Raw genomic sequence first — 13,660 nt, forward strand, 5'->3', positions numbered from 1 at the left:
ATTGAGTGGTATAATATTTATGCTATACAACTCTACTAAAGTAGGCACTTATTTAAGGAATAACTGTTATAAAAATGAAAACTAAGCGTAATCACTCACTTGAATTTAGAATTGCACGCTTGCAGCAAACAGCTTTTAACTATGATTCGTTATACAAAACGCATGGTATAAAAATGTGCTGATGGCACTGCAAGTAAAGTGTGTTTATGGCAAAATCGGGAGATGACTTTTACTGTATTTTATCTCGTGGCCGTCGGTTAGTTGATGTATCTGAATACCCTTATCTGTCCAGCTGTTTACCATACCACCACCAAAATTATGATGAAAGAACCGCTTGTTGGGGGTACGTGAGAATGGTATCAAGACTTTGGCTACCGGCATCGTGATAACTACATGCATTGCGCTAAACCGAACAGCTGTATGATGGCAATTAATAAAGCAACGAATGCAAATGAATTACTTACAAGTTTTAAAGGACTCTCATCATTGAAAGAAAGTGAACTAAATCCCTGTCCGAAATCCGATCTTTCGAGCAAGAACAATTGGATAGACAAGAAGTAAGCATGATTAAATTAGTTAAATTGTTTTGCGATGTAGATGATTTTTGCAAAGTATTTATACCTCAAGGGAACAACAATTACTCGAAGATGGTGTCCAAGAACGTCTACATACATGGCTTATGACGAACAGTGAAATTATAACTATTGTCACATCACTGTGATTTTAAAAGTGAATACCTTGGGTCTGTTTATTATGTACAAGAGTGAGTTTCCTAACTTGCTCAGTTACAGGCGATTTTTAGCCGATATACCGAGAATACTTGTGCTTATGTGAGCTAATTTCACTAAACCCACACTCAAGTTAACTAACGTAGCGCTCAATACATTAGTTATCTCTTAAGCAGATATCACGTTAATTTAGTCATTCGTTAACAATAATAGCTACCATTGATACCTACACAATTAAGTGCTTCATCAGATACTCTTTCATGCGCACATTAAGCCGCCACTGCTGTGTTAATGGTATCGTCGAATTAAGTTTATTAGGCATATAAGGCCAAGGTCCAAATTCTGGGCAAATATAAAATGTTTTCTGCCCGCGTGCTTTTGCTAAATCAATAATCTGTTGTCACCACTTTACGTACAAGCTTAATGTTTCCTGCCATTGGGGGCTAAATGGGTCATTCACTTGTGCTGATTGAGTATGACCTACTCGAGCGTGAATATAATAACTGTGCTGTTGCGCGCGTTTTAGTGACCCTTGTTGTTCCTCTAGGTAACTTTCACTGACATTAGTCCAATGCGAAAAGTCAGCATTTAATTTTAGAGCTGGAAATTGTTGAAGATACGGCTCTGTAGCAAAGGCTGCAAAATTAAACCGTCCTCGGTGAGTCTCATGAGTAATTGTGATACCCAAAGTACGCTCTAACGCTAAAGCATCGTTGAGTAACAGGCTGTTTTGTTCAATGCTATAAAAGTCTTTTCCGGTATGTGAGTTTATAAACACAGGGGTGAGTGTTGCTAAAAAACGTAATCGTGCATTAAATTTAGCGCGGTATTGTGCAAACGATTCAACCTTAGGCGCAAGCCATTGTTGTGCTACCACATTAAAATTATCTACATTGGCGGCACGTTGAATTGTACTAATAAACTTTTCATCTGCTGGAAAGTTAATTTCTGCCCCAGCAAATCCAGCATCAAGTACCTTTGCTACAAATTCATCGGCTGCAGTCCCTTCACAACCCCAGTAAGGGCATAAAAACTTTAATTTCATAATATTGCCTTTTATCTAAATTCAGCATGCGCAGCTGTTACACAATCATTGCAGCAATAAATAATGCACGCTAAACTCAATTATAATTTGTTAACAATAAACCATATGCCAAAGCCAACAATCTATTGTGAACCATTTTCTATTAAAGACGGCTATGAGTTTGAAATTCATCACGTTAGTTATCTTCAGCACGATGCTTACTCGTGTTTTATGCACTTTCATCAAGTGCATGAATTTATATTTTTTGAACGCATCGATGGCACTTATTTTTACCATCAAGGTGAATCAACATTAGCTGATTATGAAGCCGTGTTTACCCCCGCCATGGAAACCCATGACTTTGAGCTCAAACCTCGCTCTAAATCTTGGTACATAGTGCAATTTATGCCTGCTCGCCTAAACGATCCGGCTTTAGGTGAATTTACTGAGCTGCTTAAAACCGGTTTACATTTAAGCTTTAGTATTGAAATACAAAAAAGAATTCATAAATTACTCGCGTGGATGCTGAGTGAGTTTAACGAAAACCCTAAAAGTAAAACCTGTACTCAACTATTTAATAGCTTAATTACGATGGTGTGCGAATACGGTAAAAGCAGCTTATCGGCGCAGCAAAAACCATTAAGCGGCTCAGCCAGCTTTAAAAAGCTGACACCAATAATTAATGAACTTAAAACAAACCACGGCTTAACCCTGTCACTTGAGCAAGCCGCGGGACTTTGCCATTTATCGCCGTCGTATTTTTCGCGGGTATTTAAAAAGCACTTTAGAGTGCCTTATTCTGATCACCTTATGCAGCACAAGCTATACAGCGCTGCACGCCTGCTAGGACAAACAGATGTATCGGTGACCGAAATAGCGTACGATTTAAACTTTTCCAGCCCGTCGTATTTTATTAAGCAATTTAAGCATCACTTCAAAGTGACCCCCTACCAATATCGGCAACAATATCGCCAGCAATTACAGCCCTCTAGCCAGCTACTCACTTAGTAATAATGTTTTTGTAAGTGCCGTTGTGGTGTCTTTTAATACCTGTTTATTAACCTTTAAATTTTGTTTAATTGTTTGCAAACCAAGTACATAAGCTTTGCTATTGTTAACCGCTTCAACACATAACAATTGCTCAGTATTGAAGTACCACACCGAAAATTGTGTCGGTGAATCTTCACGAACAATTAATTCGTCATACCCCTGTGACAAACCAACAATTTGCAATTTGTACTCGTATTGATCTGACCAAAACCAAGGCACCGCAGGAGCTAACGGCGCTTTATTCGTTAGACACTGCGCCACAGATTTAGCTTGATCAACGGCATTTTGTACTGACTCTAAACGGATCCAACGTTGATAAATTTTGCTAAAGTGCGTTGTACAATCACCAATTGCGAAAATATCAGGGTGAGACGTTTGGCAAACATCATTCACTTTAATGCCTTGCTCAATCGCCAAACTCGCATCACTGGCCAATTGCGTATTTAGCCTAACGCCGACTCCGAGCAAAATAAAATCTGCGGGATAATGGCTACCATCGCTACACACAACCAAGTGTTTATTGCCTTGGTGCCCTATTTCGACAACGTCTTTGCCTGTGTGTAGAGCTACGCCTTTATCTAGGTGCAGCTGGGTTAAAAAGTCAGACATCACGCTTGATGTAACACGTGATAATATTTTATCTTGTTTTTCAATCACGGTTACATCAGCGCCTAATGCAACAAACGATGACGCTGATTCAAGCCCAATATAACCGCCACCAATAATGGCAACCTGTTTGTTTGTACTGTTATTTAAAGCAGCTTTAATTGCTTTGGCATCCGCAAACGTTCGCATTGCAAAATACTGTGGGTTACCCGCCTCATCAAGGGTATCGCTCAATCCAGGTATGGGCGGAATAAAAGCAGAACACCCCGTTGCTAGCACCAATTTATCAAACGTAAGGCGGCTGTCATCATCGAAGGTAATTACGTTTACTTGCTTATCGATGGCTGTTACCGTTTGCCCTAGTCGCAGTACTAAATTGTTATCTGTGTAGGCTTTTTCAGCTTTAAGCGGTGTTGATAATGTGTCACTTGCTTGCAATGTTTTTTTAGACAATGGCGGCCTGTGATAAGGTAACTCAGGATCACTATCTATTAAGGTAATACTTCCAAGCCAGCCTTGCTGGCGTAAATTAAACGCAAGGTTCACACCTGCGTGACTAGCGCCTATTATCACTATATTTAAATCAAGTAAATGGGTTGGTGAGTGTATATTTTGCATAATAAATTACTCAACTATCTAGTTAGCAACAACAAAGGTCATGCCATCGAGATCTTCAGAAATTTCAATTTGACAACATAAACGACTAAATTCAGTCACGTTATCATCAAGTTCTAGCATGTCGCTTTCGATTTCATCTGGTGCGCCTATTTTTTCAAAATCATCAGGCGCAACGTAAATATGACATGTTGCGCATGAGCATACGCCACCACAGTCACCATCAATACCTGCAACGCCATTAGCGGCAGCTAACTCCATTAATGAGCCGCTGCTTCCTTCAACCTCAACAGCGCCATTGGTTTTTGTCATAAAAATTACTTTAGCCATCGTTCTATCCTCTTATTCTTGCACTTGCTACAGTGTTCGTTACTTTGCTTTTATACTGACTTGTAGGCGGTTAAAGCCTACCTTGCGTGAAAACTCACCGAGCTTTTCAATGTTTTCATCGGCTTTGATTATGTCTATGCTGGCTACTTTACTTGCCAGTGATAACACTAATTGACGTAATAATTGTCGTGCATGAGTGGCCCCTAAACAGTTGTGATGACTAAAGCCAAAACTCACATGAGGGTTTACTTTTCGATCAAAATCAACGTTATTAGGATTTTTAAACACGCTTTCATCGCGATTTGCCGATGCCCAACATAGTGATATACGGCTATCCGCTTTTATTGCATGCTCACAGACTTGAGTATCTTCGGTTGCAACACGCCCCATCTGTGTCAATGGTGAGAAGTAACGAATAAGCTCTTCAACAGCACGATTGATGATTTCAGGCTCATCATGAATACGCTGTAAGTCACTGATATTTTCGCTAAAGTAAGCAATTGAATTGGTCATGGCATTTATTACCGTATCGCGGCCACCAGCAAAGGTTAGGATCATGACGCCTTTAACTTGCTCTTTCGTCATTTTTTGACCATTCACTTGCGCGGCAAGTAATACTGAGTACAAGTCATCACTTGGGTTAGCAATGGCTTTATCTATTTCATGATCAATATAGTCGTAGAGAATATTAGCTTTATCGCCATCTAAATCACTGTCTTCACTGCGAAATACATGAGTCCCCCAATCAATCCAGGTTTGCGCTTTATCCATCGTGGTATTTAATAACAACGTCAGCGCTTTCGATTGCAGTGGCAATGCAAATTCACTCACAATATCCAGTGTTTGCGCACGCAAAGCACAGTCAATTGTGTCATCAATGATTTGCTGTAAACTAGCTTGATACGCATCGTCTAACGGGCGTTTAAACCATGGGTTTAATAACTCACGAAAGCCACCATGCTCTGGCGGGTCGACTTCAAAAGGAATTTGCCGTGTTTCACGAATTGCCACTTCAGATGGAATAACAATCCGCCCAGGTTTAGCACCTGACTGAAACACCGCACAATTATGCGCGGCTTTTCGTACATCTTTTAAACCTAAGAGCATATTTACGGGATCATTCTGATCGTCCATTTGCCCAATGCCCGATGCATTACGTTGCTCTTTGAATGCATCAGGAAAATCACTCACACCTGTAATTTTTGCTGTCATGCTGAAATACCTTACGACCAAAAATGTAAATTTAATGCATCATACTAGTCCGATATTCTTAGCTTAAATACGCAAAATAGATTAAAAAATGGTAGTTTCATGTCCTTTTTAGCATGACGTTAATTAACTCACAGGCAAAAAAAAGCCGATGCGTTTGCATCGGCTTTAGGTGGGCAAATGTGAGAGAATCCACCCCGTCTAATTACTGCTCATTTAAATAAACGGTTTTCTTCTCAAGATATTGTTCTAAACCGTATTGGCCATCTTCACCGCCCATACCGCTTAGCTTCCAGCCATTGTGGAAACCTTGATGTTGTTCACCTAAACCACGGTTAACATACACTTCACCCACTTCCATTTCTGCAATTGAGCGATGAATGTATTCCATAGATTTAGTGTATAAGTACGCTGAGAGTCCATATTCACTGTCGTTGGTATAAGCAATGGCTTCATCAATACTGTTAATTTTGATGATTGGTAATACCGGCCCAAAAGTTTCTTCGTGCACTAAAATGTTATCTTGCTCAACATCAACCAGTACCGTTGGCTCATACCAATTGCCGCCTTCAAACCCTGCTACTGTGGCAACTTTACCACCAGTTACAAGCTTAGCGCCTTGTGCAATGCCTTTTTCAACAATTGAGTGAATATTATTAATTTCACTTTGGTTGACCTTAGGTCCCATCTCAGATGTTGGATCCATTGGGTCGCCTACTTTAAGGGCTTGCACTTTTGGAATGAATTTTTCTATAAAGCTATCGTAGACATCGCTGTGAACATATAAACGTTCGGCACAGGTACAAACTTGACCACAGTTAGCAAAACGCGCTACCACAGCATCATCAACGGCTTTATCAAGATCAGCATCTTCCATCACAATAAACGGTGCTTTACCGCCAAGTTCAAGCATCACTGGGGTTAAGTTTTTACCGCTTGCTTGATGAATAATTTGCCCTGCACGGGTACTACCGGTCATAGTGATTAGCTTTGTCAGCGGGCTTTCACATAAGTGTTGGCCAACAACTGAGCCCGTACCATTAACAATGTTGATCACACCAGGCGGAATACCTGCTTGATTGGCAATTTCACCCAATTCCATCGTAGCTAATGGTGTTTCTTGGGTTGGCTTAATGACTATTGAGTTGCCGGTAATAAGCGCAGGACCAATTTTACGCCCCGCTAATGCCAACGGAAAGTTCCATGCAGTGATTGCTACAACCACACCACGGGGAACTTTATGAATGTAGATTTTTTCGTTTTCGTGATCAGAAGGAATGATATCTCCTTTGATCGTCAACGCATTATCACAGGCATATTCAATAAATGTGGCTGTAACATTGGCTTCCATACGCGCAACATCAATTAACTTGCCTTGCTCTTGGACTAATAGCTCAGCAAGGCGCTCGTTATTATCACGAATACCTTGGGCAAAACGGCGTAAAATTGTCGCACGTTCACGCGATGTTTTTTGTGCCCACTGAGTTTGTGCTACCGTGGCTGTTTCAAGCGCAAGTTGTGCGTCTTCAACACTGCCTTTAGGAATGACACCCACTTGCTCGCCGGTACTGGGTGAGAGCACGCTAATGGTGTCGCTATTTGATGAGCTAATATACTCACCATTTATAAAGTTTACATTGTTTTTTATTGTCATGGTTTTATCGTCCCATCCAGCCGCCATCAACTAATAGAACACTACCGTTCATGTAGTTTGAGGCATCTGATGCTAAAAATACGGTTGGCCCTTTAAAGTCATCAGGTGTTCCCCAACGACCTTGTGGTATACGATCTAGAATCGATTTTGCACGCTCAGGGTCATTTCTTAATGCTTCGGTATTATCAGTGGCAATATACCCTGGTGCAATGGCATTCACATTAACACCTTTACTGGCCCACTCGTTAGCAAGTGCTTTGGTTAATTGACCAATCGCCCCTTTACTTGCTGCATAACCAGGTACAGTAATACCGCCCTGAAAGGTTAATAATGACGCAGTAAAGATAATTTTACCTTGCCCACGAGCCACCATTTCTTTGCCTAATTCACGGCTTAAAATAAATTGTGAATTTAAGTTAATCTCAATGATTTTATCCCAATATTCATCACTGTGCTCCACCGCCGGATCACGTAAAATTGAGCCTGCGTTATTGACTAGAATATCAATTTGAGGGTGTTCTTTTTTCACATCATTTATAAAAGCATATAAGCTCTCACGATTAGAAAAATCACATTGGTAAGCATAAAACATTTGCCCACGAGCAAGCACTTGCGTTTCAACATCTGATCCTGATTTTGCTAAACTCGCTGATACGCCAATTACATCAGCGCCGGCTTCAGCCAATGCAAGGGCCATTGCTTTACCAATACCACGGCTACAACCTGTGACTAATGCTGTTTTACCTTTAAGACTGAATTTATCTAACATGTTATTTTCCATTACTTAATTTGGCAAGAAACAAGGGCTTTCATACCCGTAGGGTTATTGTCCATGCTAGCAAACGCTGAGCTAATATCAGCCAGTTCACTGACCGAAGTAATAAATGGTTCTAAATCAATTTTGCCGCTAGCAACTAAATCAATCGCCATTTCAAAATCAGCATCTTCATAAACACGTGCACCAACAAGCTCTAGTTCACGCCAAAAGAATTGGAACAAATCAACTGGCGGCTTTTGAGAATGGATAGCAACCATACAAATACGGCCACGTACTGCTGCAATTTGGGTCATAGCTTCAACTGCAGGTTGCACACCCGATACTTCAAAAACAACATCAGCGCCTTTGCCATCACTCCATTTAGACACATATTCTTGCAAGTCTTGTTCTAGTGGGTTGATGGTTTCAATATCAAAACGCGCAGAAAACTTACGACGCTCGTTATTTACTTCAGAGATCAACACGTCAGCACCGACACTTTTAGCAACCAAAGCCACTAACTGACCAATTGGACCGCCGCCAATCACCACTGCTTTTTCACCGGCTTTTAAGCGTGAACGCGAAATATCATGACAGGCAACAGATAAAGGCTCAATTAATGCGCCTTGCTCAAGTGTTACGTTGTCAGGTAGTTTATGAATAGTACGCGCTTTTACTGTCCATGAATTTTGAAATGCGCCAACTGAATCAATGCCCATAAATTTCAGGTTATGACATACATGACTATGACCGGCATTACATGCAGGACAATCACCACAGTAATCAAGTGGGCGTACAACGACACGATCACCCACTTTTAAGTTAGTCACATTGCTACCAAGCTCTGCAACCACACCTGAAATTTCATGACCTATGGTATGCGGTGGGTTAACGCGCTGATCCATTACGCCATGATAAATATGCATGTCGGTACCACAGATGCCAACAAAACCAACATCTAAACGTACTTCATCTGCTTGTGGCTTTACTTGTTTTCCTTCGACGATGCGAAATGACTTATTGCCAATATATTCTGCTGCTTGCATGGTAAATACCTTATGATTGCTTAACTAAATGAGGCTTAACTAATTGCGCGTCAAACTCGACACCGGTACCAATTAAATCTGGTGCACAGGCTTCGCCGTTATCAAGTTGCAATGGTCGCGTGGTGTATTCATCTATCGGGAATGAGTGTACTTCTAAGAATCCCGCATGAGGTTGTGAAGCCAATAGCGATACATGTAATTCATGCATACCGTGGCTACAAATCGGCAAGTTGTGGGTATACGCTAAACTAGCAACATGTAACCACCCTGTGATACCGCCGATATTTGAGGCATCGGGTTGTAAAAAACCAAGTTTTGCTTGATCAATCGCATAACCAAATTCATGTAATGTATGTAGGTTCTCACCCATAGCTAAAGGAATTGAGGTCGCTTGCGCAATCCGTGCAAACCCTTTGTAATCATCTGGAATTGTTGGCTCTTCAAACCAGGTTATATCAAACTGCTCAATGGCTTTTGCAAAACGGATAGCATGTTCTACATTCATCGAGTAATTAGCATCAACCATTAACGTTTTATCAGCACCAATTAGCTCACGAACGGCGGCCACTCGTGCCACATCTTCTTTATAATCTTGTTTGCCTACTTTAATTTTTACCGCATTAAAACCACGGTCTAAGTAACCTTGAATATTCTTAAGTAGCTTTTGCTGATCAAAGTTAAGATCTATACCACCGGCATAACACGCGGTTTTATCTCTGTGTCCACCAGCAACTTGCCAAAGTGGTGCTGATAAGCGCTTACATTTGATATCCCACAATGCAATATCTACTGCAGAGATTGCAAAGCTTAATAAACCACCGCGGCCTACGTAATGTAGGTCCCACTGTAGCTTATCCCAAATTGACATAATTGCTGATGAATCAGCCCCGATCAAACCAGGTTTAATTTCGTCATTTAATAACGAATAAATAGCGCGGCCACCTTTACCGCCAGTATAGGTGTAACCCATACCTTCGTAACCGTCTTTGGTCATTACACGCACTGCGATAACTTCAAAATGAGTATGATCACCGTGTTTAGCATCACTTAACACCTCAGCGAGAGGAATTTGGTAATACTCTACTTTTATATTTTTTATTGCTCGCAATGAATCTCTCATCTAGCCACCAGTTTAGTTTACAAGATACTGTCTATTGTTAACAATCTACAACAACATAAATTTATTGTAAAGGTAATATAGTTAATAAAATGAAAATAACTTTGCCGTAGACGTGCAGCTAAGACTGGCCTAGCAAGTTAAGCAGCAACCACTTAACTTGCTAGTGATCTAAACGATTATTGAAGATCAGTGTTTAAAGAAAATGACAATAAATGTGTATGAGCGGTTATATACACACGGTTTTGTTGGGCATTAAATGCTAAGTTTGCGCTGATGGTAGGCAATGATACTTTGGCTAATAGCTGAGCGTTTTCATCAAACAACCAAAGCCCACCAGGCCCTGTTGCAAATATAATCCCAGTGGGATGAATTTTTAATCCATCCGGTAGACCATGGCTGTTATCTGCCACTGCGGGCAATTGATAAAATAACGCTTTATTTTTAACAGTGCCATCTTGGTTTAATTGATATCGATACCAAGCGGGTTTATCAGGATTTGATGCCGCCACATACAGTGTTTTTTCATCCCCAGACAACGCAACCCCATTTGGGTAAATTAATTGCTTATCAAGCACATTAAGTTGGCCTTTTGCATTCAATGAATATACCCCTTGGAAGCTTAGCTCTTTAGCGGGATCATCAAACTGCTTAGCCAGTCCATAAGGGGGATCACTAAAAAATAGAGTACCTTGCTGATTAAAAATACCATCGTTTGGGCTGTTGAGCTGTTGCCCTTGATAACGACTCACTAATTCGCGATAGTTTGTTTTAGGATCATTAACCGACGATGCCATAGTGACAATTTTTCGTGAGCGTGATTGTAATAACACCAACTCATTGTCGTTATTCAGGACTAGGCCATTTGAGTAACCGCTATCGGCTAAATAAAGGTGCACACCTTGCTCAGGCTGATAGCGATAGACTCGGTGGGTGGGAATATCTGAAAACAACAAATACCCGCCCTCTTCAACCCATACGGGCCCTTCAAGCCACTCAAAGCCGGTAGCCAGTGTTTCGATTGGTGTATCTAAATTTAAAACCTGCAACGCCCTGTTATCGTAGATTTCATACGGGCCTTGTTTTATCACTGGCTCTGCATCTACAGCGGTGCTAATAAGCACAGCTGTAAGCACTACCCAAGCCTGAATATAACTAGTTAGCATTATTTGTATACCTGCGTTGATAAAGTTGCTGATTAACTTCTTTAGCAGCATTAACAAGGGGCATGTAAGGTATATCTGCCACATTAACAAAGCCAACGTTATAATTTTCGCCATCATAGGCACGCCCTGTTAATGGCGAATCTATATATTGAAACCAATGCGCCCCGACAAAATATGGATTATCGATCACGCTATACATATATTGTTGGTATTTAACACCGCGGTCGTGTTGCGATTCGGCATGAATAAGCCCTGGGTTTAATAGCCCAGAATCTAACGCCCCATTATGAAATTCACCAATAATGCTTGGCTTATCAATGTCTGCTAAAAAGTGCCAAAAATCATCATTGAGCCCTTCTCGGTAGTAGTTATAGCTAACCACATCAGCATGAGCAGCTGCTGCGTTACGAATTTCTGGCGTCATGCCCCAGTCAGCAAAACGAGCTCCCATATAGAGATGGTTTGGTAAGTGTTTTGCTGTTGCTTGCTCTACCACGGCAAAATATTGGTTAGCATAATGAAATAGCATAGTGGAAAAATCAGCTTCGACTTGCTTGTTGATATTTTTGACTGTAATGCCACTAGAAAACTCATGCCACGATGCAATACTGCTGTTCCAGCTAGCATTCAAAGCAGCTATATCTTGGTACTTATCTTTCATCAGTTTTACGAATTCAGCTTTAGTAGGGCTTTTTGTTGCATCTACAGATAATGTGTTGATCACTAATCCATATTGCGAATTAACTGAGCCCATCATGCCCCAGCTTTTTTCATTATCAATAAAAACACCAACACACCATGGACTATTGTTCACTTGCGCTGCCACGGTTGCTAAGGTGATATCCGCGCGCTTAATAAAAACAGGATCAAATGGATCAGGTAACGGGCTCCAATAATCATTACCACTGCTTACTGTTTTAAAATCACCGATGATCCAAGCATTGGCAAAGTAAGGAAGTCGGTTTTGCTGATAGTAATCATCATCAAGCCAGTTACCAAACGAGGTGAACCCCCACGACAACATACGATCAGTCGTGGTATCGCGCCATTTTTTCATTAATGTTTGCTCATCACGTGTTTGGTATTTGCGCTGTAAGTTTGCTCGATAAAAACTAAATGTTTCACCTTTTTTAACTGCCCCACTATGCACTTCACGGCGATAGCCATAATTGTCGGCAAGAGGATCATCACTGTCAGGCAACCAATTAAACATGTTAGCGCGCAGCTCAGAGCTGATATAACGTGATGGCCACGCAGCCTTTGGTGCCGTATTTAAGCCGATTGAATCCTCAGGAGTCAGATCACCCGCCGCCCTTTGCTTAATGTACTTTTGGTCAAAGTCGTAACCTGTAATTGTGGTGGTATTCGCTAAGCGTACATTGGCAATACCGGTTGAAAAAAATAAATAACCTTGCGGGTCAACTAAACTCCATTTGCCTTGGTACTTTTCGGTTCTGAAGTAGCCAGTTGCTTTAAGTTTTGGTCCCGCTTGCCAACCACTAAACGTTGAGCGCCCCTCAACAGGTGACTTTTTCAGTTGTCTTTGCTCTTGCGCTGAGATTGCAAGTAATTGTTCTGTGGATGAAACTTTGTTGTTAAAATCACGCTTGGCATTTTGGCCAAACTCATCCACCAAGCCTACTAGGTATTCGGTGTCAAAGTTGGTTGGCTTTATTAGTCTTACATTATCGATTAGTAATTGCTTATCCGCTAACAAACCTTTTGTGCCAAACGTCACCTTGGTTACTTTACTAACATCAATGTTTTTTTCACCCCCTCGGTACAATACCGGGGTATAACTACTATGCCAACTAGGCGGGTTGGAGCGTATACCCGACTCTGTATTTAAATCGGCCCCTTTTAACTCAATATAATAAGTATTATTTGATTCAGCTGGCACCACTACACTGCGACTTTGTGCTCTACCGTTATCATCCACTGTTTTTATATATAACTGGGTAGACGCCTTATCAGGGTTTTCTATATCAAGTGCAAAAGCAAAGTTGCCTAACGCTTGCCAATTCCACGTTGAGCTATTTACAAATTCAATATCGCTTTCGTGATGAGTTTTGGCTGCAAATATAACCTGTAACTTATGATTACCTTGCTGTTCAATTAGCTTAGTCGTGGCATTGTGATGCTGTAAAAAAGACTGGTATTCAGGTTTTTCGAAATCCCACAGCATGTGCTCTTTTTTTGTTGTGTCGACTGCGGGCGTGTTTTCTTCGAGTTGATTATTAGTACAACCTGACAACATAGTGCCTAGCAGTAATACAGATGAGATATAAACATTCTTGTGTGTGTTTTTCATAGCAAGCCTATTCTTTTATTATGAAAGAACCGCTTTTGCAATAAAAG

At 40.9% G+C, this 13,660-nt stretch carries 11 protein-coding genes; 1 reads left to right on the plus strand and 10 read right to left on the minus strand.

Going from position 1 to position 13,660, the window contains the following annotated elements:
- Window positions 1-1,128: 1,128 nt before the first annotated feature.
- On the minus strand, window positions 1,129-1,773 hold the full coding sequence (locus QUE46_RS09415; protein ID WP_286244563.1) for a hypothetical protein: 645 nt from the start codon (window positions 1,771-1,773) through the stop codon (window positions 1,129-1,131).
- A 105-nt stretch (window positions 1,774-1,878) separates the two neighbouring features.
- Here QUE46_RS09415 and QUE46_RS09420 point away from each other — a divergent pair, with 105 nt between their 5' ends.
- On the plus strand, window positions 1,879-2,760 hold the full coding sequence (locus tag QUE46_RS09420) for a helix-turn-helix transcriptional regulator (RefSeq protein ID WP_286244564.1): 882 nt from the start codon (window positions 1,879-1,881) through the stop codon (window positions 2,758-2,760).
- On the opposite strand, the gene QUE46_RS09425 is transcribed toward QUE46_RS09420, so the two are convergent.
- The 9 genes from QUE46_RS09425 to QUE46_RS09465 all read right to left on the minus strand — a co-directional run bounded on the left by QUE46_RS09425 (window position 2,749) and on the right by QUE46_RS09465 (window position 13,613).
- Window positions 2,749-4,026 carry an NAD(P)/FAD-dependent oxidoreductase gene (locus QUE46_RS09425; protein WP_286244565.1) on the minus strand — a complete coding sequence of 426 codons (1,278 nt, stop codon included), beginning with the start codon at window positions 4,024-4,026 and terminating at the stop codon, window positions 2,749-2,751. The two genes, QUE46_RS09420 and QUE46_RS09425, sit on opposite strands and share 12 nt — an antisense overlap.
- Window positions 4,027-4,044: 18 nt before the next feature.
- On the minus strand, window positions 4,045-4,353 hold the full coding sequence (locus tag QUE46_RS09430) for a 2Fe-2S iron-sulfur cluster-binding protein (protein WP_286244566.1): 309 nt from the start codon (window positions 4,351-4,353) through the stop codon (window positions 4,045-4,047).
- 39 nt (window positions 4,354-4,392) lie between these two features.
- Complete coding sequence (locus QUE46_RS09435) at window positions 4,393-5,565, minus strand: cytochrome P450 (protein ID WP_286244567.1); 1,173 nt, start codon at window positions 5,563-5,565, stop codon at window positions 4,393-4,395.
- 202 nt (window positions 5,566-5,767) lie between these two features.
- Window positions 5,768-7,216, minus strand: a complete 1,449-nt coding sequence (gene aldA, locus QUE46_RS09440; protein ID WP_286244568.1) for an aldehyde dehydrogenase — start codon at window positions 7,214-7,216, stop codon at window positions 5,768-5,770.
- Between the two features lie 4 nt (window positions 7,217-7,220).
- Window positions 7,221-7,985 carry an SDR family oxidoreductase gene (locus tag QUE46_RS09445; RefSeq protein WP_055014411.1) on the minus strand — a complete coding sequence of 255 codons (765 nt, stop codon included), beginning with the start codon at window positions 7,983-7,985 and terminating at the stop codon, window positions 7,221-7,223.
- An 11-nt stretch (window positions 7,986-7,996) separates the two neighbouring features.
- On the minus strand, window positions 7,997-9,019 hold the full coding sequence (locus tag QUE46_RS09450; RefSeq protein ID WP_016709222.1) for a zinc-binding dehydrogenase: 1,023 nt from the start codon (window positions 9,017-9,019) through the stop codon (window positions 7,997-7,999).
- 10 nt (window positions 9,020-9,029) lie between these two features.
- A complete protein-coding gene (locus QUE46_RS09455) occupies window positions 9,030-10,139 on the minus strand; it encodes a mandelate racemase/muconate lactonizing enzyme family protein (RefSeq protein WP_286244569.1) in 1,110 nt (369 codons plus the stop codon).
- Between the two features lie 176 nt (window positions 10,140-10,315).
- A complete protein-coding gene (locus QUE46_RS09460; RefSeq protein ID WP_286244570.1) occupies window positions 10,316-11,302 on the minus strand; it encodes an SMP-30/gluconolactonase/LRE family protein in 987 nt (328 codons plus the stop codon).
- Window positions 11,292-13,613 (minus strand): agarase, encoded by a 2,322-nt coding sequence (locus QUE46_RS09465; RefSeq protein WP_286244571.1) that lies wholly within the window; start codon window positions 13,611-13,613, stop codon window positions 11,292-11,294. The genes QUE46_RS09460 and QUE46_RS09465 overlap by 11 nt, the downstream gene beginning before the upstream one ends.
- Between the last annotated feature and the right edge of the window lie 47 nt (window positions 13,614-13,660).

It is taken from the genome of Pseudoalteromonas sp. MM1, from assembly GCF_030296835.1.
In the GTDB taxonomy this organism is placed as follows: domain Bacteria; phylum Pseudomonadota; class Gammaproteobacteria; order Enterobacterales; family Alteromonadaceae; genus Pseudoalteromonas.